This window comes from Desertivibrio insolitus (genome assembly GCF_017355965.1).
In the GTDB taxonomy this organism is placed as follows: Bacteria; Actinomycetota; Actinomycetes; order Actinomycetales; family Microbacteriaceae; genus JAFIQW01.
Window position 1 is genome coordinate 607,729 of record NZ_JAFIQW010000001.1, and the last position, 19,730, is coordinate 627,458.

Sequence of the window (19,730 nt, forward strand, 5' to 3'; positions counted from 1 at the left end):
CGACGTCTGCCGGTCGTACGGTCGCCTGCGGGTCGAGCACCAGACCCGAACCTCTGTAATCAAGATCCCGAAGGGATGACTGTGAACTTCAAGCGTTACGGCGCCGTTGCGGCCATGGCCGTTGCCGGCACGATGCTTCTGACCTCCTGCGCCGCGAACGAGGGCACCTCCGCCGCCGGTTCGAGCGACGCCCCCGCGAGCGACCTCGCCGGCGACATCAGCGCCTCGGGCGCCTCGTCGCAGCAGGCCGCTCAGGAGGCCTGGGTCGCCGAGTTCCAGGGTGCGAACCCGGACGTCACCATCAACTACGACCCGACCGGTTCCGGCACGGGTCGCGAGAACTTCATCGCCGGCTCCAGCGCCTTCATCGGCTCGGACCGCGCGTACAAGACGGACGAGATCGCCGAGGCGACCTTCGGCGCCTGCGCTCCCGACTCGGGCATCGTCGAGCTCCCGCTCTACATCTCCCCGATCGCCGTGATCTTCAACCTCGAGGGCATCGACACCCTGAACCTCGACGCCGCCACGATCGCGAACATCTTCAACGGCACGATCACCAACTGGAACGACCCGGCGATCGCCGCCTCGAACGAGGGCGTCGAGCTCCCCGACCTCGCGATCTCGCCGGTCCACCGCCAGGACGACTCGGGCACCACCGAGAACTTCACCGCGTACCTCAACGAGGCCGCGCCCGAGGCGTGGACCAACGAGCCCGACGGCGTCTGGCCGCTCGAGGGCGGCGAGGCCGCTCAGGGCACCTCCGGTGTCGTCGACGCCGTCAAGGGCGGCCAGGGCACCATCGGCTACGCCGACGCGTCGCGCGCCGGTGACCTCGGCACCGTCGCGGTGCAGGTCGCCGACGGCTCGTTCGTCGAGTTCTCGCCGGAGGCCGCGGCCGCCGTCGTCGACGCGTCGGGCTACGAGGAGGGCCGCACCGAGGGTGACCTCGCGATCGCCCTCGACCGTGCCGGCGCCGAGGCGGGCACCTACCCCGTCGTGCTCGTCTCCTACCTGATCGCCTGCGAGCAGTACGAGGACGCGAACACCGCCGAGGTCGTCAAGGCGTACCTCAGCTACATCGCCAGCGAGGAGGGCCAGCAGGCCGCCGCGGACAACGCCGGGTCGGCCCCGATCTCCGACACGCTCCGCACCGACGTCGAGGCCGCTCTCGAGCTGATCTCCTAAGCACCACCTCCGACTGTCCCGGTCCGGGAACGACGACTAGATTCGTACCCGGACCGGGGCAGGCTGAGCAGGGATTCGGACGTCCGTCCGCGCCTCCGCTGAGCCTCGTCCCAGCAACACCTCTGAGGGAGCGACCCGACCGAATGACCGCGACCACCGGCACCCAGCGAATGCGCGCGAAGCAGCGCCCAGGCGACCGCATCTTCTCGAGCACGGCCGTCGGCGCCGGCGTCATCATCCTGCTGACCCTCGCCGCGGTGACGATCTTCCTCATCGTGGAGTCGATCCCCGCCTTCACGACGAACCCCGAGGAGAACCCGATCCTCGAGGGGCAGAGCTTCCTCTCCTACGTCGCGCCGCTGATCTTCGGCACGCTGTACTCGTCGCTGATCGCGCTCGTGCTCGCGACGCCGCTCGCGATCGGCATCGCGCTGTTCATCTCCCACTACGCGCCGCGCAAGCTCGCGCAGGGCCTCGGCTACATCATCGATCTGCTCGCCGCCGTGCCCTCGGTCGTCTTCGGCCTCTGGGGCGGCCTCGTGCTCGCCCCGCTCGTGCAACCCCTCTACGTCTGGCTGAACGAGAACCTCGGCTGGATCCCCCTCTTCGCCGGTCAGGTCTCCGCGACCGGCCGCACGCTCGCGACGGCGTCGATCGTGCTCGCCGTCATGGTGCTGCCGATCATGACCGCGATCTGCCGCGAGGTCTTCCTCCAGGCGCCGCGCCTGCACGAGGAGGCGGCTCTCGCCCTCGGCGCCACGCGCTGGGAGATGATCAAGATGGCCGTGCTCCCCTACGCCCGCGGCGGCATCGTGTCGGGCATGATGCTCGGTCTCGGTCGCGCGCTCGGCGAGACCATGGCCGTCACCATGGTGCTCTCCGCCTCCGGCGGCGTCGGCTTCGCGATCCTCACCGCGAGCAACCCCTCGACCATCCCGGCGAACATCGCCCTCTCGTTCCCCGAGGCCTACGGCGAGGGCATCTCCGTGCTCATCGCGACCGGTCTCGTGCTGTTCGTGGTCACCTTCGCGGTGAACGCGTTCGCCCGCTACATCGTCAGCCGCCGCAAGGACTTCTCGGGAGCCAACTGATGTCCGTCGCCGCCACTCCCGTCGAGAACGCCCTCACCTCGGGCCGTCTCCCCAAGCTCGCCCCCTGGGGCATCCTCGTCGCCTCCTGGGTCGCCGCGGCGGTCGTCTTCGGGCTGCTCGCCGCCGCCGGGTCGACCGACTTCTCCCTCGTCGCCGCGATCTTCTGGGGCACGCTGCTCTACGTCGCCGCGATCTTCGTCGTCTCGCTCCTCATCGAGGGCGACCGCAAGGCCCGCGACCGCTTCGTCACCGCCCTCGTGGTGCTCGCGTTCGTCGTCGCGCTGCTCCCGCTGATCTCCCTCGTGTCGACCGTGCTCGCCAATGGGCTCGCGCGCTTCGACCTGCAGTACTTCACCTACTCCATGCGCAACGTGGTCGGCGCGGGCGGTGGCGCGAGCCACGCCATCACGGGCACGCTGCTCATGACGATCGCCGCGACGGTCATCTCGGTGCCGATCGGCCTCATGACCTCGATCTACCTCGTCGAGTACGGCCGGGGTCACCTCGCCCGGGCGATCACATTCCTCGTCGACGTCATGACGGGTATCCCCTCGATCGTCGCCGGCCTCTTCGCCTACGCCGTCTTCGAGCTGGTCTTCGGACCGGGCATCCGCCTCGGCATCGGCGGCGCGATCGCGCTCTCCGTGCTCATGATCCCGGTCGTGGTCCGCTCCAGCGAGGAGCTGCTGCGCCTGGTGCCGAACGAGCTCCGCGAGGCCTCGTACGCGCTCGGCGTGCCGAAGTGGGCGACGATCGTGAAGGTCGTGCTGCCGACATCCGTCGCCGGCCTCACCACCGGTGTGATGCTCGCCATCGCCCGCGTCATCGGTGAGACCGCCCCGCTGCTGATCATCGCCGGATTCACGCAGAGCCTGAACACGAACCTGTTCGACGGAAGAATGCAGTCGCTTCCGGTGTTCGTATATCAGAGCTACGCGAACCCGGGCACCGACGCTCAGGCCTACATCGACCGGGCCTGGGCCGGAGCTCTCACCCTGATCCTGATCGTGATGATCCTCAACCTCGTGGCCCGGCTCGTCGCGCGGTTCTTCGCCCCCAAGCTCGGCCGCTAAGGAGAAAGAGCACCTTGTCCAAGCGCATCGAAGTCAACGACCTCAACGTCTACTACGGCAAGTTCAAGGCCGTCGAGGGCGTCTCGCTCACCATCGAGCCCCGCACCGTCACCGCCTTCATCGGCCCCTCGGGTTGCGGCAAGTCGACGTTCCTCCGCACCCTCAACCGCATGCACGAGGTCATCCCCGGCGCGACGGTCGAGGGCGAGGTGCTGATCGACGGCAACAACCTCTACGGCCAGGGTGTCGACCCGGTGCTCGTGCGCCGTCAGGTCGGCATGGTGTTCCAGCGCCCCAACCCGTTCCCCACGATGTCGATCCGCGACAACGTGCTCGCCGGCGTCAAGCTCAACAACCGGCGGATGTCGAAGAGCGACCAGGACGAGCTCGTCGAGAAGTCCCTCAAGGGCGCGAACCTCTGGAACGAGGTGAAGGACCGCCTGAACCTGCCCGGCTCCGGCCTCTCGGGTGGTCAGCAGCAGCGTCTGTGCATCGCGCGCGCGATCGCGGTCTCGCCCGACGTCATCCTGATGGACGAGCCCTGCTCCGCCCTCGACCCGATCTCGACCCTCGCGATCGAGGACCTCATCGAGGAGATGAAGCAGGACTACACGATCGTCATCGTCACCCACAACATGCAGCAGGCGAGCCGCGTCAGCGACCGTACGGCGTTCTTCAACATCGCCGGCACCGGCAAGCCGGGCAAGCTCATCGAGTACGACGACACCCACACGATCTTCTCGAACCCGTCCGTGCAGGCGACCGAGGACTACGTCTCGGGCCGCTTCGGATAATCGGATGCCACGAAGGGGGCTGGACCGCACGGTCCGGCCCCCTTCGTCGTTCAGCCCGCGTCGCGGCGCGCACGCTCCAGCCCGTCGAGGATGAGGTCGAGCCCCCAGCCGAACTCGTCGCCGTAGTCGTAGCCCGGCTGCATGACGTGCTCCGACGCCATCGCGGCGAGGTTCGGGAAGCGGTCGACGGGGAACTGCGCGAGCATCGCCTGCGCGACCTCGGCCACGTCGTCGCCGTCGAACGGCAACGCCTTCTCGGTCAGCACGAAGCCGTAGACGTACCCGTCGAGCACGGAGTACGCGTGCGCCGCCTGCGTGAGCGAAAAGCCGTTCGCCCGCAGGCAGGCGAGCAGGGCCTCGTGATGCGCGAGGTTCGCCGCGCCGGGCATCGCGCGCGACTCCATGAGCGGGATCGCCCAGCGGTGCCGCAGCAGCACCTCCCGCGTCGCGAGGTAGCGGGGCCGCAACTCGTCGCGCCAACCGCCGGCCGGGTCCGGCAGCGGGATCTCGGCGTAGACGGCGTCGACCATCGCGTCGAGGAGGTCCTCCTTGTTGCGCACGTGGTTGTAGAGCGACATCGCCTCCACGCCGAGCGACTCCCCCAGCTTGCGCATGCTGAGAGCCTCGGCTCCCGTCGCGTCCGCGAGCCCGATGGCCGCCTCCACCACGCGCTGCCGTGTCAGTGCCGCTCGAGCCACCGCGCCTCCTATCGCCGATTGACAACCTTACGGCGTAAGTACAGACTTACGGCGTAAGCAATAGCCCGAGAAGGAGCCGACCATGACCTCGTCCAGCACCTCACCCGCTGTCGCTCCCGCGCCGGGCGCGACGATGTCCGCCATCGTCCAGCGCGAGTACGGCACGGACGCGGCCGCCGTCCTGCGCCCGTCCACCGCCCCGGTGCCCTCCCCTGAGGCGAACCAGGTGCTCGTGCGGATCCACGCGACGAGCGTCGACCAGGGGACGTGGCACCTGATGGCCGGGCTCCCCTATCCCGTGCGCGCCGCCTTCCCCGGCATCCGGCGGCCTCGACGGCTGAATCCGGGCCTCCCGCTCGCCGGCACCGTCGTCGCGGTCGGCGAGGGGGTTCGCAACCTGCGGCCCGGCGACCGGGTCTTCGGCGAGGGCAGCTCGACCCTCGCGCAGTACGCCGTCGCCGATCGTCGCGCGATCGGCCTCATGCCCGCCGGGCTGTCGTTCCCGGATGCCGCCGCGGCCGCCGTGTCAGGCGTCACCGCGCTGCAGGCCGTGCGCGACCACGCGGGCGTCGCGGAGGGCGAGCGGGTGCTCGTGCTTGGCGCGGGCGGCGGCGTCGGATCGTACGCCGTGCAACTGGCCAAGGCCGCCGGTGCCTCCGTCACGGCCGTGTGCAGCACGGGCAAGGTCGAGGCCGTGCACACCCTCGGCCCGGACGAGGTGATCGACTACCGGCGGTCGGAGCCGACCGGCCGCTACGACGTGATCCTCGACACCGGCGGCATGCGTCCGCTGCCGGTGCTGCGGCGACTGCTCACCGAGCGTGGGCGGCTCGTCATCGTCGGCGGCGAGAACGGCGGCCGCTGGCTGGGCGGCAGTCAGCGGCAGGTGCTCGCCTCCCTGCTCTCGCCCTTCGTGCGCCAGTCGCTCGGCACGTTCATGACGAAGAAGAGCGAGACCGACCTGGTGGAGCTCGGCGGGTTGCTCGAGCGCGGCGTTCTCCGGTCGCTCGTCGAGTCGAGTCATCCGCTCGCCGATGCGGCCGAGGCGATGAGGCGTCTGACCGACGGCGCCGCCGCGGGCAAGGTGGTCGTGACCGTCGACTGATGGAGACGAGGAAGGGGCTGGACCGTCGCGGTCCAGCCCCTTCCGTCGTGATGCGGGTTCTAGGCGGGGATTGCGACGACCGGGTCGGTGGTCGGGGTCTCCGAGCCGCCGGCGGGCTCGACCGTCACGCCGACCGTGTCGCCCTCGGACAGCTCGCCGTCGAGCACGTACCAGCCATCGCCCGTGCCGGGCAGCTCGACGAGCCCTGCGGGCCGCGGGTCCCCGTCGGCGTCGATGTACCAGAGCTCGTACACCTTGTCGTTCGGCAGCTCGGTGAGGCCGTCGAAGACGACCGCACTGCGGTCGAGGTCGTGCGAGAACACGAGCGTGGCGCTGCCGCCGCCCGCGACATCCGCTGTTACGCGCTGCGCGTCGGGCGCGGCGTACAGCTCGGCGAGGCGGTCGGACGCCTGGTCCAACCCGTTGTCGTCGCTCACGAGCGCCGCACCCACGAAGCCGCCGCTCACGGCGAGCACGACGGCGGCGGCCGCGGCCCCGAGCAGCGCGACGGGGCGCTGGAACCAGCGCAGCCGCGCGGTCGCCGCGGCGGGTCCGGCCGGGGCGAGAAGCCGCTCCTGCTGCTCGGACGTGAGCGCCGCGGATGACTCGGGGGCCGGCGCCTCGACGGGGTCCTGTGCGGGCAGCTGCGGCAGCGACGCGATCTTCGCGAGCACCGAGGCGCGCAGCTCGTCGGACGGCGTCACGGGCTCGACGGCCATCGCGAGGATCGCGGCGGTCTCGCTGAGCTCGGCGACCTCGGCGCGGCTCGCGTCGTCGGCACCGGCGAGGTAGGCCTCGAAGGCCTTGCGCTCGTCGTCGTTGAGCGCGGACACCGAGTAGGCGCCGCTCGAGTTCATCTGGTCTTCCCGGCCGTTCATGAGGCCACTCCGAGTTCGTCGCGCAGACGGATCATGCCGTCGCGCAGTCGTGTCTTCACCGTGCCCACGGGCACGTTCAGCATGGCGGCGACTTCGCTGTGACTGAAGCCGCCGTAGTAGGCCAGCTGCACCGCCTGCCGCTGCAGTTCGGTGAGCCGGCCGAGTGCGCGCTGCACCCGCTCGTGCTCGATGCGGATCTCGACGCTCTCCGAGACCGAGTCGTACTCGGGCCGGAAGTCGCGGATGCCGACCTTGGTGTCGCGGTCGCGCCCGGCCTGGGCCGAGCGCACGCGATCGACGGCCCGGCGGTGCGCCATCGTGAGGATCCACGTCGAGGCGCCGCCCTTCGAGCGGTCGTAGCGCGTGGCGTTCTGCCAGATCTCGAGGAAGATCTCCTGCGTGACCTCTTCCGACTGAGCGTGATCGCGCAGCAGCCGCACGACGAGGCCCAGCACCCGGGGCGCGAGCCGGTCGTACAGTTCGGCGAACGCCTCGCGGTCACCGTTGGCGACCTGGGCAAGAAGCTCCTCGGCCGTCACGGGAGCGTCGGCGTCGTAGAGCTCGCTCTCTCGTGACACGAGCTTAAGCATAGGTGCCCCCGTCGCTGGGGCCCGTGACCCGGGGAAGGTCTGCCGGGCGGATGACCGTGCGTCTCTGCGGGGGGAGCATCTGGGACGGTCGGAGACCTGCGTCCCGCAGAGGAATCAGTGATCCGCCCGGCAGACGCCGTTCACCCCTGCGGGTGGTTCGGAGAGCCGGGGGCTGAAGCATGATCATGATTCGGAGCAGGTGGCCAGCAGGTTTGCCCGCCGGCCACCGCGCCCGAAGTCAGCACCGGACCGCAGAACGCCTCTCGGCGCGAGGCCGCTCGTAGCGGCTGATTTTGGAGCCCGGGGTTACTGCGGCCCGGCGTTCTCCAGTCTAACGAGACCCCGGAGCCGAACCTCCGAGCGGGCTCATTCCAGGCTGCCCGTTCGCCACAGGCGAGCGCAGCTTGCGAGGTCGGCGCCGAACTGCTCCAACCGCAGCGCGCGCCGGGTCAGCGTGCTCGAGCGCTCGCTCTCGGTCGGCTCGAGGTCGTCCGCGACCGAGGTGCAGCCGGCGGATGTCACGCGGCAGAAGGCCGACGCGCGTTCGAGCGCGACCGCGAAGTCGCCACGGAAGACGCCGTGCAGGATGTCGTTCGCGAGGCCGATGATCTCGTCGGGCCCGGTCGGCATCGAGGCGCCGGCGACGAGGGGGTCGATGGTGCGCAGCACCTCGGAGCCGCGCTGGAAGTAGAAGGCGGTGCCCGAGGCATCCGTCGTGATGAAGCTGCGGAGCAGATAGATGCGCCAGAGCGCGCCGGGCAGGCTCGTCGCCGGCGAGCGCGCCCAGAGTTCGGCGACCGCGTCGATGCCGTGCTCGTCGGTGTAAGCCACGACGCGCTGCAGCACCTCGGGGTCGTCGGTGGCGCGCACCCGCATCAGCAGGGCGCTCGCGGTGTCGTGCGCGGCGCGGCTGATCGTGGCCGGATCCTCACCGCCCTCGTACTTGTTCTCGAAGATCTCGCCGGGCAGCCGCACGGGGCGGTGGAACTCGTCGGTCACCCGCTCAACGGTACGCCTCTCCCCCGATAACATCGCGAGCACGATGACGTACACCGAGCCCTCCGAGCAGCCCGTTCCCACGTCGCACGGCGAGGTGCGCGTCCGCCTCTACCCGGCGCAGTCCCCGACGGGCGTCGCGCTCGTCTGGGCCCACGGCGGGGGCTTCGCCTACGGCGACCTCGACATGCCCGAGGCCGACTGGGTCGCCCGCAGCCTCGCCGAGCGCGGCATCGCGGTGGCATCCGTCGACTACGCGCTCTCCCCAGAGATCGACCGCTTCGACCCGCAGCCGACGTCGGATAAGTCGGCGATCCGCTTCCCCGTGGCGTCGGAGCAGCTCTCGGACGTCTTCGAGTGGTTCGCGACGCACCCCGACGTGCTCGGCGCCTCGTCGCTGTCGCTCGGCGGCGCGAGCGCGGGCGGCAACCTCGCGACCGGCGCCGCGCTGCGGCTCGTCGACCAGGGCCGGCCCGCGCCCGCGACGCTCCTGCTCGCCTACCCGGTCGAGCACGCGGTACTGCCCGAGCCGTCGTCGCACCTCGCGGCGCTCGCGGTCGACCTGCCGCCGGAGGCGCGGTTCCTGCCCGACCAGGTGCGCGTGATGAACCTCAACTACGTGGGCGACGAAGCCCTGCTCGGCGAGCGCTACGCCTTCCCGGCCGGACACGACGTCGCGGGGCTGCCGCCCACCTTCATCCTGAACTCGGATGCCGACGACCTGCGCTCCTCCTCGGAGGCGTTCGCCGCCGACCTGACCCGTGCAGCCGTCGACGTGCTCGTGGTGCGCGAGCCCGGCACCATCCACGGGCACCTGAACACGCCGGAGCACCCGGGCGCCGTGCGGAGCATCGAGCGGATGGCGGCGTGGCTGCGGGCGGAGGCGCTGCTCGGGTTGTGAGGGCGCGGGTCTGCTGCGGCACCTACGGCGCCGCGGGGCCACTCGGCGGCCGGGCCCCCGCTCCTCCGCGGCGCGTCAGCGCAACTCATGAACGAGCGGGCGACACGCCGTCCCCGCACGGCGCGCCATCCCCGTTCCTCATGACTTCGGCAGGCGCCGATCGCCAGGCAGGTCGGCGTCGGCGCGGTACCGTTGAGGGCGGGCCTCTAGCTCAGTCGGTAGAGCAGCGGACTTTTAATCCGTAGGTCGTGGGTTCGAGCCCCACGGGGCCCACCGTCACCTCCACCCCCACCCCTCGTTCTGCGGGCATCGTGGACGCGCGTCCATGGTGAGCCCGTCGGTGGATTCCACTAGCGTGCCGCTACCGCCATCCTGGCGGGCCACCCTAGAGGAAGAAACACACCCGAATGAAGCAGAAACTGGGCGTCGCCGCAGCCGCCATCGCCGTCGGCCTGGCACTCGCGCCCGCGGCGCCGGCCGTCGCCGCCACCACCGCCACCATCGAGGTGCCGACCGACTTCGTGCCGGACCGGTCGGACACCCGCGCGACCGGGCACTACGAGGTCGTGGGCACGGGCCTGCGCCTGTGGACAGAAGGCTCCGCCAGCTCCGACAAGGTCGCCGAGTACGTCGCAACCAACACTGCACTCACCGCCGTCGGCGAGCCGACCCTCGAGTACAGCAACACCTCGGGCGGAGTTCCGGGCTTCCAGCTCGTCGTCGACTTCGACGCAGACGGCAACGACGACGGCATCCTTATCGGCGAGCCCGGTGTCTACGGCAACGACTGGTGGCTGAACAACGCCGCCGAGGAGTTCGTGAAGGACGGCGCCCCTTCGCACACCGGCGGGTACGGCAGTGCCAATCACGGCACCCTCGACCAGTGGCGCACCGCCTTCCCCGAGGCGAAGGTCATTGCCTTCGGCTTCTCGCTCGGCTCAGGCGTGAAGGGTGACGGCATCCTCAACGCCATCAACTTCGCGGGTACGCGCTACACCTTCCGTGCACCCGCGGCCGTCGTCCCGGCGGTTCCCTCGGCGGAGGCCGACATCAGCTGCGGCAAGGTCGAGCTGACGCTCGGCAACGTCACCGCTCAGCCGGGCACGACCGTAAACGAGGCGGCTTCCTTCCAGTTCGTCGTCGACGACCAGCCCGCCGGTTCGGCAGACATCGCGGCAGACGGCACGGCGAGCAAGGTCTTCGAATTCGCAGAAGACACCGGCACCCACGCGGTCAGCGTGCTGAGCGGAGGCGCAGTCATTCTGTCCTTCGCCGTCGAGTCCGATTGCCTCCCCACCGTGCTCAAGAGCAAGGACGAGTGCAAGCAGGACGGTTGGAAGACCAGCACCGCGCCCGTCTTCAAGAACCAGGGCGAGTGCGTGAGCTCGTTCGCCTCGGCGAAGAAGAGCTGATCGACCGATCACCGTGGAGGGCGTCGCCGAGAGGCGGCGCCCTTCGTCGTTCAGGCGGTGGTCAGAGGTGCGCTCTTCGTCGCGACCACGGGTGCGAACGGCATCCGGGCGTCTCCGCTCCAACGATGCAGCGTGACGTCGCTCGTCTGCAAGCCCTCACGGACGGATGACTCGGACAGGTAGAACAGCCCCTCGCCGACCGCCGCGATGCCGACGTCCGCGTGCTGGTACCAGCCTCGGACGCCCGTGTTCTCGTCCCACAGGCCGTCGTCGGCGAGCGCCAGGGTCAGCCCCAGTTCGCCGCCGAGTCCGGCGAGCGGGCCGAGGGTCGGAAGCGCCGCGGCGTCGACCGCGAAGAGGGTGAAGTTCGGGAAGTCCGGCTTCTCCCCCGCGTAGACGCCGAGGAACCAGCGCTCGGCGTGGGCGTCGAACTCGAGGTTCTGCACGCCGAAGCGGGTGTTGCCGGTGCGCACGAAGTACTTGCCGTCCGGATGACTCGGGCCGCTGCGGTGCGGGTCGAGCTCGTTCAGCGGGCGGGCGAGGTGCTCCCACCAGTCGTCCGTCGCGTACTGGAGCAGCACCTGGTGGTCGTTGTCGTCGCGGGCGAGGTCGGAGAACACGCCATAGGCGACGGTGAGGAGGAGCGGTCCGTCGGTGGAGCCGAAGCGAGGGCCGAAGGCGATGCCGTCGATGCCGCTGCAGCCGTAGCGGTGGCGGAGGGGTGAAGTGTCCGCGAGGGTGCTGAGGCCCCGATACGCGCCTTCGGCGCTACTCGACCGCCGAGAGTCGGCGCTACCCGACGCAAGGGACGGCTGCGCCGCGACCGCCGAGCTCCACGTGTAATCGGCCACCACCTCCGCGAGGTGCACCGTCCGCACGACGGATGCGTCCACGGCGAGCAGTCCCTCGCGGTCGATCGCGTCGACGTCGAAGATCGCCACGTAGAACGCGGCCGCCGCCTTGTACTCGAGCGATCCGTAGAGCCGGCGCGCGACGGGGTCGAACGTGATGTCGCCCAGGTGTCCGGAAAGGCCGCCGACGGTCCCGAGCAGGGTGCCGTCGAGGGCGGTCTTCACGAGCAGCGTCGTGAACGAGTAGTAGACGTGGCCGCGGTCGAGGTCGACGGCGACGCCCTGCACGTGACTGGTGGGCCACCGGCCCCCGTTGAGGCGGAGCGGTAGATCGGCGAGGAACTGCATCGCCGCCCAGCCCAGCCGCGCCGGGAGAACTCCGCGTCGCGCCCGGGTTGCCCGCGGGCGAACAGCACCGGTCGGCTGGGTTGCCGACCGTCAGCTACTCGTCCTCTTCCTCCTCCTGGCCCGGGAGCGGCGGGAAGAAGCCGCCGTTGCCGTTTCCGTTCCCATTGCCGTTGCCGTTCCCGTTGCCCTGATCCTCCTCGGGCTGCTCGGGCTGCGGCTGCTCGGGCGCGGGCGCCTGGGTCGGCGCCGGCGACGGCTCGGCGGTCTCGTCGGGAGCCGGGGCGGGCGCCGGAGCAGGCGCGGGAGCCGGGGCCGGCTCGGGCTCCGGGGCGGGCGCGTAGGTCAGGCCGGATGCCGGCGCGGCGAACGCCTCGCCCCCGTACTGCCCGATGGCGGCCTCGAGCAGCGCGCGCGTCACGCGGTGCCGCATCGTCGTGCCGCCCGAGACGTCCTGCAGGGAGTAGGCCCCGGTGATGTTGCCGACCCAGGTCGCGGTCGCCACCTCGGTGGTCGCGGCGACCATCCAGGTCTGCGCCGCGTCATCCGTCGTTCCGGTCTTGCCGAGCACGGGCGCCGAACCGCCAGGGTTCGAGGCCGTGCCGGTGCCGTTCGCGACGACCTGCTCGAGCGCGTACGCCACGGTGTTCGCCACCTCGGGCTCGATCGCTTGGCGGCACGACGGGGTCTGCCCGCCGAGCTCCTCGCCGTCGGCGCTCACCACGCGGTCGACGATGATCGGGTCGCAGAAGGTGCCCTCGTTCGCGAACGCCGCGATCGCCGCCGCCATCGTCAGAGGCGCGATCGTGTTGGTGCCGAGCGTCGCGGCGGGGTTCGTCTCGAGCGGCTCGCCGCCGGCGGTGTGCACACCGAGCGACTCGGCGGTCGAGCGGATGTCGCAGAGGTCGAGCTGCCGGGTCATGTCGATGTACGCGGTGTTGACCGACTGCATCGTGGCCTGCAGCACGCTGATGCGGCCGAAGGTGGCGCCGCCGGAGTTCTCCGGTGCCCAGGTGCCCGAGTGCCCATCGGTGCAGGAGTCCTCGAAGTCGGACAGGTCGAACGTCTGGTTGCGACCGTTGACGGTCTCGTAGAGGGTGTTGCCCGCCGCGAGCCACGACGCCAGCGTGAAGACCTTGTACGTCGAGCCGGTCTGGAAGCCGCTCGAGCCGCCGTAGGCGTTGTCCGTGGAGTAGTTGACCGCGGTGGAGGTCGGGTCCTCGGCGTCGCGGCCGGGGTCGTAGTCCTTGTTCTGCACCATCGTCAGCACGCGCCCGGTTCCGACCTCGACGGAGACGTTCGCGCCGCCCAGCTCCAGCTGAGTGCTGTCGTTCGGCACCGCCGCGTCCATCGCCTGCTGCGCCGTGGTGTTCAGGTCGGTGTCGAGGGTCGTGTAGACGTCGTAGCCGCCGAGGCGCCAGTTGGCGCGGCGCTCCTCGGGCGTCTCGCCGAACGCGGGGATGTCGGCGACGCTGCGCTGCACGTAGTCGCAGAAGAACTGCGCATCCGACGTCGCAGCGACGCAGCCGTTCCTAGGCTCGCTGAGCGTCGTCTCGATCGGCGTCGCGATCGCCTCGTCGTACTGCGCCTGGTCGATGTAGCCCTCGTCGAGCATCGAGTCGAGGATGAAGTCGCGCCGCTCGCGGTTGGCCTCGTAGTTGTCCTCGGTCGAGAGGTTGCGCGAGGCGGGGTACTGCACGATCGCGATCAGGCTGGCCGCCTGCGCGAGCGTCAGGTCCGCCGCGTTCACCGAGAAGTAGCGCTGGGCCGCGGCCTGCACGCCGTAGGTGGCGCGCCCGAAGTTCGCGATGTTGAGGTAGGCGAGGAGGATCTCGTCCTTCGTGTACGTCTTCTCGAGCGCGAGGGCGAGCCGCATCTCCTCGATCTTGCGGCTGGCGGTCTGCGCGACCGCGTCCTCGTACGCCTGCTCGTCGCCGGACTGCTCCGCCTCGACAATCCAGATGTTGCGTACGAGCTGCATCGTGAGCGTCGACGCCCCGGAGGTGACCTCGCCGGCGCTGAGGTTGCCGAGGATGGCCCGGGCGACGCCCGCCATGTCGACCCCGTTGTGCGAGTAGAAGCGCCGGTCCTCACCGGCGACGGCGGCGTCCTTGAGGAACTGGGAGACCTCGTCCCAGCCGAGCTCCTCGCGGTTCTGGTTGTAGACGGTCGCGATCTGCACGGGGCCGTCGGGACCATTCCCCCAGATCACGTTGCGCTGCGGCAGGGCGCCGACCTCGAGGTAGTCGGGGATGTTGTTGATCGCCGCGATGCCCGTGTTGGCGGCGACGCCGGTGACGGCGACCGCCGGCGCCATCATCGCGGTGACGAGCACCCCCGCGATCGCGCTCGTTCCGAGGAGGCCGAGCACCCCCGAGAGCACGCCTCGGCGGCGGCGATTCTCCGTAGCCATGCGGAGGAAGGTAACAACGAGTTACAAGAGAACGCTGGTAACGGCCACAAACCGGATGACTCGAAGCCGACGCACCTGGAGACATCCGGAGCCCTTCTGGACGCTCCGCCGAGAGGCCGCTGCGAAAGCGCGCCCGGTCCCTTGAGACTCCCAGCCAGCCGAATGAGCATGGCGAGGAGGACTCATTTGGAGGTCGCATGCGCGCGATGACGTATCGCGGCCCGTACAAGGTGCGGGTCGAAGAGAAGGACATGCCGAAGATCGAGCACCCGAACGACGCCATCGTGCGCGTCGATCTGGCCTCGATCTGCGGCTCGGACCTGCACCTGTACCACGGCCTGATGACCGACCTGCGCATCGGGCACACCTTCGGCCACGAGTTCATCGGCACCGTGCACGAGGTCGGCCCGTCGGTGCAGAACCTGAAGGTCGGCGACCGGGTGATGGTGCCGTTCAACATCTACTGCGGCTCGTGCTTCTTCTGCGCGCGCGGCCTGTACTCGAACTGCCACAACGTCAACGCCAACGCGACCGCGGTCGGCGGCATCTACGGCTACTCGCACACGACCGGCGGCTACGACGGCGGGCAGGCGGAGTTCGTGCGGGTGCCCTTCGCCGACGTCGGGCCCACGATCATCCCCGAGTGGATGGACCCCGAGGACGCGCTCATGCTGACCGACGCGTTCTCGACCGGCTACTTCGGCGCCCAGATCGGCGACATCCACGAGGGCGACACCGTCGTCGTGTTCGGCGCCGGCCCGGTCGGCCTCGCCGCCGCCCGGTCGTCGTGGCTCATGGGTGCGGGCCGGGTCATCGTCATCGACCACCTCGACTACCGGCTCGAGAAGGCACGGGAGTTCGCGTTCGCCGAGACGTACAACTTCAACGAGTACGACGACATCGTCGTGCACATGAAGAAGATCACCGGATTCCTCGGCGCCGACGTCGCGATCGAGGCGGTCGGCGCGGAGGCCGACGGCAACCTGCTGCAGCACATCACCGCCGCGAAGCTCAAGATGCAGGGGGGCTCCCCCGTCGCCCTCAACTGGGCGATCGACAGCGTGCGCAAGGGCGCGACGGTCTCGGTGATCGGCGCGTACGGACCGATTTTCAACGCGGTCAAGTTCGGCGACGCGGTGAACAAGGGGCTCACGCTCCGGATGAATCAGGCGCCGGTCAAGCGGCAGTGGCCCCGCCTCTTCGAGCACATCAAGAACGGCTACATCAAGCCGAGCGACATGATCACGCACCGCATCCCTCTCGAGCACATCGCCGAGGGCTACCACATGTTCTCGTCCAAGCTCGACGACTGCATCAAGACGGTCGTCGTCCCCAACGCTTCCTGAGAGGAGCACCCGTGGCCTACACCGCCGAGAAGCCGGTCCCCCCGCCCTCCTCCGACGAGCTGCGCGCGCGCATCCCGGGTTGGGGCGCCGACCTCGACCCTGCCGACCGGCCGTCGTTCCCCCGGGAGAGCCTCGACCTGCGCCCCGAGGGCGCGCACTGGGACTTCCCGGAGCGCCAGGAGCCCGACGGCCCCCGCGAGCGCTCGGTCGAGCACAAGTTCCTCACCCCCGTGTTCGGCACGGCGCAACCGCTGACCGGGATCTCCGGCGTGATCCGCCGCTACGCCTACGACCGCTTCAGCGAGGGGCGCGCCGCCCACTGGCTGCTCCTCATCGCCGGCGACCGGGTCGATGCGATCGAGTCGCACCTGAAGTCGTTCGCGACGTTCCGCCCCGACAATCCGATCACCGAGACGGGCCTGATGGCGGAAGTGAAGCGTCATCCGATCCGCTCCCGGTTCGGCCGCGGCCGTGCCGACCTGCGGCACACCTGGATCGACCCGATCCTCGTCGCCGGTCCGTGGGTGCTCACCGGATGGCTCGTGCTGAAGGTGCTGCGCCCCAAGCGGTGAGTTCGACCGATGGTGCGCCCCACGCCGGTCGGGCGGGACGCACCACCCGTTGTGGGGCGCGCCGCCCGGGCGGCTGCCGCTTAGCATGACGAGGTGATCGAGACGGTGGCGCAGCCCGGCGACGAGCAGCGCCCCGTGGTGCGGCGCACCTCCGTCTGGTTCGAGGTGATCGCCTTCGGGCTGCTCGCGGCCTGCGGCATCGCGATCACGGCCGCGGCGAGTCATCCGATCGACGCGCGGTTCACCCTCGCCCTCGACCAGTGCGGGGTGAACGACCGGCTGCGCGCCGTCGTCAGCGCGCAGGGGCGCTCGCTCTACCTCGACACCGCCGGCGAGACGATGGGCAACCCCGGACTCGAGATCGCCGAGACGCAGTGCGTGCTGGAGGCGCTCTCGGTGCCCGACAGCGTGCAGCAGCGCATGGCGTCGGAGAACGACGGCGAGCACAGCGCCATGTGGGCGGGGCTCGAGGCGAACTGGACGCACCGGCCCGGCACGGGCCTCGACGTGCAGCTCAGCTTCTAGGCGCTGCGCCGCAGCGCGACGACGGTCACGTCGTCGGGGTGATCGACCGAGCCGGTCAGGGTCGAAACGCGGGCGACGAGCTCGCGGGCGGAGCGCGACTCGGCGCTCATCGAGGCGACGGCCTGCAGCGCCGCCTCAGTCGTCGGGTAGAGGTCGAGCACGCCGTCGCTGACGCAGACGAGCGTCTCGCCCGGGTTGAGGGTCAGCGTCTCCGTCGTCCAGTCCAGGTCGAGCCCGAGACCGATCGGCGCACCGGTCGCCGGGAGGCTGCGCCAGCTGCCGTAGGGGCCGACGACGAGGGCGAGGCCGTGCCCGGCGTCGGCGTAAGTGATGCGCCCCTCGTCGGGCCAGAGCCGGGCATGGAACGCGGTGCCGAAGGTGGTGGCGTCGGCGAACTCGGAGGAGATGCCCTCGTCGGCGCGGCGGAGCGCGGCGACCGGGTCGGGCTCGTTCCGCGCGCTGCGCAGCAGCGAGCGGGCGGTCGCGGCGACGATGCCGGCCCCGACACCCTTGCCCATGACGTCGACGAGGGTGAACGCGTAGCCGCCCGCCACCGGATACCAGTCGTAGAAGTCGCCGCCGATGACCTTTGCGGGGAGGCACTCACCGACGAGCTCCCAGCCCGGCAGCGGCGGCTCGTCCTGCGGCAACAGCGCCTTCTGCGTCTCGGCCCCGCGCAGCAGGTTCTGCTCGTAGTCGCGCTCGCGCACCTCGAGCTTCTCGTACCGGCGCCGCGCCTGCGACGCGACCTCGTTGATGACCAGGGCGACGATCGTGTAGATCACCGCGGTGAAGAGGCTGCGGAGCAGCTCCGTCGGCGACGTCAGCCACGCGCCCGACGTGAGGATCGGCAGCAGCACCGTGATGAAGGCGCCGATCGCGGAGTACGCGATGTAGCGCCTACCTTCGTTCAGCGCGAGCCAGACGACCACGAGGATGACGATGCCGGCGTAGATCGAGCCGTTCGGGCCCGTGCCGGAGCGCAGCAGCGCGAGCGCGACGATGTCGAGGGCGAGCACGACGTTGTGCCAGTGCGCGAGGCGGGGAACGCGGTCGACGACGACCGCGAGCACGGTGGCGAGCACGAGCACGCCGAAGCCCCAGTACGCGGCATCCGGGAACGCGAAGCCGGCCGACGGCACGATGATCACGAGCACCGACGCGACGGCGATGAGCGCGAGCACCGGGATCTGCCGCAGCAGGCTGTAACCCTCGCCGCGCAGCGCCGACCGGATGACTCGCGCGATCACCCGATCGGACTTGCGGGCCGGAGCCTGCAGCGGGTGCGGCGGTGCCGGCGGAGCGGGCTCCGCCGAGGACGCCGAGTCGCGCGGCGCCTCGTGTTGCAACGCCATCCCCACCTCCGACGTCCTGGCTACCCGCCCGATCGTATCGGGCGCGCCTCTGAGGAACCGCCGCTTGACGCGGCGCACTACTGAATGTGTCGAGCGCAAGGGGATGTTGCGAAGTCCGCGGTACGCGGCAAAGTCCTCCCCAGAACCCCGAGGCCGGCCTCCTCGCGGCCGGCGCAACCCGAAACGAAGGATCGCCATGACACTCGACACTCCCCTCGCCGCCGGGCCCGGCGCGCTCAAGCAACGCTTCTCCGATCTCGTTTTGCTGCCGGGCGACGCCGGCTTCGACGAGGCCAACTCACCCTGGGACCTCTCCGCCCTGCAGCAGCCCGCCGCCGTCGCCGTCCCGCGCACACCGGACGACGTCGCGGCGATCGTCCGCGCCGCCGTCGAGGCCGGACTGCGGATCGCACCGCAGGGCACCGGGCACGGCGCCACTCCCCTCGCCCGCCGGGACCTCACCGACGCCGTGCTGCTGCGCACGACCGCGCTCACCGACGTCGCCATCAACCCCGAGCGCCGGGTCGCCCGCGTCGGCAGCGGCGCGATGTGGGACCAGGTGGTGAGCGCCGCGGCACCGCACGGACTCACCGCGCTGCACGGCTCCTCCCCCGACGTCGGCGTCGCCGGCTACTCCCTCGGCGGTGGCATCGGCTGGTACGCCCGCAAGCACGGGCTCGCCGCCGACAGCATCCTCGCCGTCGAACTCGTCACCGCCGACGGGCGCGAGGTGCGGGCGGATGCCGAGAGCAACCCCGACCTGTTCTGGGCGCTGCGCGGCGGGGGCGGTAACTTCGGCGTCGTCACCGCGCTCGAACTGCGCCTCTTCGAGATCCCCGACGCCTACGCGGGCATCATGCTCTGGCCGCTGACCCGGGCCGAGAACGTGCTGCGCGAGTGGGTCGACTGGACGCGCGCCGCGCCGGAGGAGGTCACGACGTCGCTGCGCTTCATGCGGATCCCGCCGCTGCCCTTCCTGCCCGACTTCCTGCGCGGCCGGGAACTCGTCGTGCTCGACGGCGCGGCCCTCGGCGACGACGCGTTCGGCGCGGAGCAGTTCGCCCGGCTGCGGGCCCTCGACCCGGAGATCGACACCTTCGGCGGCATGCCAGCCGCGGCGATCACCCGGCTGCACATGGACCCGGAGGAGCCCAGCGCCGCGATCGGCAACTCGCTGACCCTCGGCGAGCTCGATGCCGAGGCGCAGCGCACCCTGCTCTCGCTCGTGGGGCCGGGCGCCCGGTCGTCGCTCGTGTTCGCGGAACTGCGGCAACTGGGCGGCGCGCTCGCCCGGCGCAGCGAGAGCGCCGGCGCGCTCGGGTCGCTCCGCGGGCAGTACGCGGGCTTCTTCATGGGCATGGGGGTGACGCCCGAGATGGCGGCCGCCGCGGAGGCGGATGCCGCGGCGATCGTGCTCGCGATGGCGCCGTGGGCCGCGGGTGGGTGCTACCTCAACTTCGCCGACGAGGAGCTCGACCCGCGCAACGGATTCGACGAGCAGTCGTGGGACCGGCTGCGGCGCGTGCGTGCCGAGTGGGACCCGCGGGAGGTGTTCGTCGCGAACCACCTGATCCCCGCCGCCTGAAGCGCGGCTCGACGC

The 19,730-nt window shown here is 70.5% G+C and carries 18 protein-coding genes and 1 tRNA gene; 12 read left to right on the plus strand and 7 right to left on the minus strand.

Translation table 11 applies throughout. The annotated features are described in order from the left end of the window. Positions 1-81 precede the first annotated feature (81 nt). The 4 genes from pstS to pstB all read left to right on the plus strand — a co-directional run bounded on the left by pstS (position 82) and on the right by pstB (position 4,143). On the plus strand, positions 82-1,185 hold the full coding sequence (gene pstS / locus JUB10_RS02895) for a phosphate ABC transporter substrate-binding protein PstS (protein ID WP_374191689.1): 1,104 nt from the start codon (positions 82-84) through the stop codon (positions 1,183-1,185). A 143-nt stretch (positions 1,186-1,328) separates the two neighbouring features. Next, entirely contained in the window at positions 1,329-2,276 is a 948-nt protein-coding gene (gene pstC / locus JUB10_RS02900; protein WP_207454101.1) for a phosphate ABC transporter permease subunit PstC, read from the plus strand. After that, a complete protein-coding gene (gene pstA, locus JUB10_RS02905) occupies positions 2,276-3,349 on the plus strand; it encodes a phosphate ABC transporter permease PstA (protein WP_207454103.1) in 1,074 nt (357 codons plus the stop codon). Before pstC ends, pstA begins: the two co-directional genes overlap by 1 nt. A 14-nt stretch (positions 3,350-3,363) precedes the next feature. Beyond that, positions 3,364-4,143 carry a phosphate ABC transporter ATP-binding protein PstB gene (gene pstB / locus JUB10_RS02910; RefSeq protein WP_207454104.1) on the plus strand — a complete coding sequence of 260 codons (780 nt, stop codon included), beginning with the start codon at positions 3,364-3,366 and terminating at the stop codon, positions 4,141-4,143. Between the two features lie 50 nt (positions 4,144-4,193). Here the strand turns inward: pstB and JUB10_RS02915 are convergent, their stop codons facing one another. Then, on the minus strand, positions 4,194-4,841 hold the full coding sequence (locus JUB10_RS02915; protein WP_307859062.1) for a TetR/AcrR family transcriptional regulator C-terminal domain-containing protein: 648 nt from the start codon (positions 4,839-4,841) through the stop codon (positions 4,194-4,196). An 82-nt stretch (positions 4,842-4,923) separates the two neighbouring features. On the opposite strand from JUB10_RS02915, the gene JUB10_RS02920 reads away from it, so the two are divergent. Then, the gene (locus JUB10_RS02920; RefSeq protein WP_207454106.1) at positions 4,924-5,946 is read left to right on the plus strand and encodes an NAD(P)-dependent alcohol dehydrogenase; all 1,023 of its coding nucleotides are present in this window, start codon (positions 4,924-4,926) and stop codon (positions 5,944-5,946) included. 59 nt (positions 5,947-6,005) lie between these two features. Here the strand turns inward: JUB10_RS02920 and JUB10_RS02925 are convergent, their stop codons facing one another. The 3 genes from JUB10_RS02925 to JUB10_RS02935 form a co-directional block, all read right to left on the minus strand. Beyond that, positions 6,006-6,824 carry an anti-sigma factor gene (locus JUB10_RS02925; RefSeq protein ID WP_207454108.1) on the minus strand — a complete coding sequence of 273 codons (819 nt, stop codon included), beginning with the start codon at positions 6,822-6,824 and terminating at the stop codon, positions 6,006-6,008. After that, positions 6,821-7,414 carry a sigma-70 family RNA polymerase sigma factor gene (locus JUB10_RS02930; RefSeq protein ID WP_207454110.1) on the minus strand — a complete coding sequence of 198 codons (594 nt, stop codon included), beginning with the start codon at positions 7,412-7,414 and terminating at the stop codon, positions 6,821-6,823. Before JUB10_RS02930 ends, JUB10_RS02925 begins: the two co-directional genes overlap by 4 nt. A gap of 366 nt (positions 7,415-7,780) precedes the next feature. Then, positions 7,781-8,413, minus strand: coding sequence for a DNA-directed RNA polymerase subunit beta (locus JUB10_RS02935; protein WP_207454111.1), 633 nt, complete (start codon positions 8,411-8,413; stop codon positions 7,781-7,783). Positions 8,414-8,456: 43 nt separating this feature from the next. Between JUB10_RS02935 and JUB10_RS02940 the strand changes: the two genes are divergently transcribed. From JUB10_RS02940 to JUB10_RS02950, 3 genes are all read left to right on the plus strand, one after another. Then, positions 8,457-9,311: an alpha/beta hydrolase gene (locus JUB10_RS02940; protein ID WP_207454112.1), complete on the plus strand. Its 855-nt coding sequence runs from the start codon at positions 8,457-8,459 to the stop codon at positions 9,309-9,311. A gap of 200 nt (positions 9,312-9,511) precedes the next feature. Continuing rightward, positions 9,512-9,584: transfer RNA gene (locus tag JUB10_RS02945), tRNA-Lys, on the plus strand. A gap of 134 nt (positions 9,585-9,718) precedes the next feature. Then, positions 9,719-10,723, plus strand: a complete 1,005-nt coding sequence (locus tag JUB10_RS02950; RefSeq protein ID WP_207454113.1) for a hypothetical protein — start codon at positions 9,719-9,721, stop codon at positions 10,721-10,723. 50 nt (positions 10,724-10,773) lie between these two features. Here JUB10_RS02950 and JUB10_RS02955 read toward each other — a convergent pair whose 3' ends face one another. Both JUB10_RS02955 and JUB10_RS02960 read right to left on the minus strand, forming a co-directional pair. After that, complete coding sequence (locus JUB10_RS02955; RefSeq protein ID WP_207454114.1) at positions 10,774-11,922, minus strand: hypothetical protein; 1,149 nt, start codon at positions 11,920-11,922, stop codon at positions 10,774-10,776. A gap of 94 nt (positions 11,923-12,016) precedes the next feature. Beyond that, the gene (locus JUB10_RS02960) at positions 12,017-14,332 is read right to left on the minus strand and encodes a transglycosylase domain-containing protein (protein WP_207454117.1); all 2,316 of its coding nucleotides are present in this window, start codon (positions 14,330-14,332) and stop codon (positions 12,017-12,019) included. A 197-nt stretch (positions 14,333-14,529) separates the two neighbouring features. Here JUB10_RS02960 and JUB10_RS02965 point away from each other — a divergent pair, with 197 nt between their 5' ends. The 3 genes from JUB10_RS02965 to JUB10_RS02975 all read left to right on the plus strand — a co-directional run bounded on the left by JUB10_RS02965 (position 14,530) and on the right by JUB10_RS02975 (position 16,775). Then, positions 14,530-15,678 carry a zinc-dependent alcohol dehydrogenase gene (locus JUB10_RS02965; protein ID WP_207454118.1) on the plus strand — a complete coding sequence of 383 codons (1,149 nt, stop codon included), beginning with the start codon at positions 14,530-14,532 and terminating at the stop codon, positions 15,676-15,678. 11 nt (positions 15,679-15,689) lie between these two features. Beyond that, positions 15,690-16,250, plus strand: coding sequence for a hypothetical protein (locus tag JUB10_RS02970; RefSeq protein ID WP_207454119.1), 561 nt, complete (start codon positions 15,690-15,692; stop codon positions 16,248-16,250). Between the two features lie 93 nt (positions 16,251-16,343). Then, complete coding sequence (locus JUB10_RS02975; protein WP_207454120.1) at positions 16,344-16,775, plus strand: hypothetical protein; 432 nt, start codon at positions 16,344-16,346, stop codon at positions 16,773-16,775. Here the strand turns inward: JUB10_RS02975 and JUB10_RS02980 are convergent. Next, entirely contained in the window at positions 16,772-18,130 is a 1,359-nt protein-coding gene (locus tag JUB10_RS02980; protein ID WP_207454121.1) for a PP2C family protein-serine/threonine phosphatase, read from the minus strand. The two genes, JUB10_RS02975 and JUB10_RS02980, sit on opposite strands and share 4 nt — an antisense overlap. 196 nt (positions 18,131-18,326) lie before the next feature. Between JUB10_RS02980 and JUB10_RS02985 the strand changes: the two genes are divergently transcribed. Beyond that, entirely contained in the window at positions 18,327-19,715 is a 1,389-nt protein-coding gene (locus tag JUB10_RS02985) for an FAD-binding oxidoreductase (protein WP_207454125.1), read from the plus strand. The last annotated feature ends 15 nt before the right edge of the window (positions 19,716-19,730 follow it).

Bases quoted from the DNA above. Each gene is read 5' to 3' on its own strand.
- pstC (WP_207454101.1), top strand. From the start codon at position 1,329: ATGACCGCGACCACCGGCACCCAGCGAATGCGCGCGAAGCAGCGCCCA.
- pstA (WP_207454103.1), top strand. From the start codon at position 2,276: ATGTCCGTCGCCGCCACTCCCGTCGAGAACGCCCTCACCTCGGGCCGT.
- JUB10_RS02920 (WP_207454106.1), top strand. From the start codon at position 4,924: ATGACCTCGTCCAGCACCTCACCCGCTGTCGCTCCCGCGCCGGGCGCG.
- JUB10_RS02925 (WP_207454108.1), bottom strand. From the start codon at position 6,824: ATGAACGGCCGGGAAGACCAGATGAACTCGAGCGGCGCCTACTCGGTG.
- JUB10_RS02930 (WP_207454110.1), bottom strand. From the start codon at position 7,414: ATGCTTAAGCTCGTGTCACGAGAGAGCGAGCTCTACGACGCCGACGCT.
- JUB10_RS02940 (WP_207454112.1), top strand. From the start codon at position 8,457: ATGACGTACACCGAGCCCTCCGAGCAGCCCGTTCCCACGTCGCACGGC.
- JUB10_RS02950 (WP_207454113.1), top strand. From the start codon at position 9,719: ATGAAGCAGAAACTGGGCGTCGCCGCAGCCGCCATCGCCGTCGGCCTG.
- JUB10_RS02955 (WP_207454114.1), bottom strand. From the start codon at position 11,922: ATGCAGTTCCTCGCCGATCTACCGCTCCGCCTCAACGGGGGCCGGTGG.
- JUB10_RS02960 (WP_207454117.1), bottom strand. From the start codon at position 14,332: ATGGCTACGGAGAATCGCCGCCGCCGAGGCGTGCTCTCGGGGGTGCTC.
- JUB10_RS02965 (WP_207454118.1), top strand. From the start codon at position 14,530: ATGCGCGCGATGACGTATCGCGGCCCGTACAAGGTGCGGGTCGAAGAG.
- JUB10_RS02980 (WP_207454121.1), bottom strand. From the start codon at position 18,130: ATGGCGTTGCAACACGAGGCGCCGCGCGACTCGGCGTCCTCGGCGGAG.
- JUB10_RS02985 (WP_207454125.1), top strand. From the start codon at position 18,327: ATGACACTCGACACTCCCCTCGCCGCCGGGCCCGGCGCGCTCAAGCAA.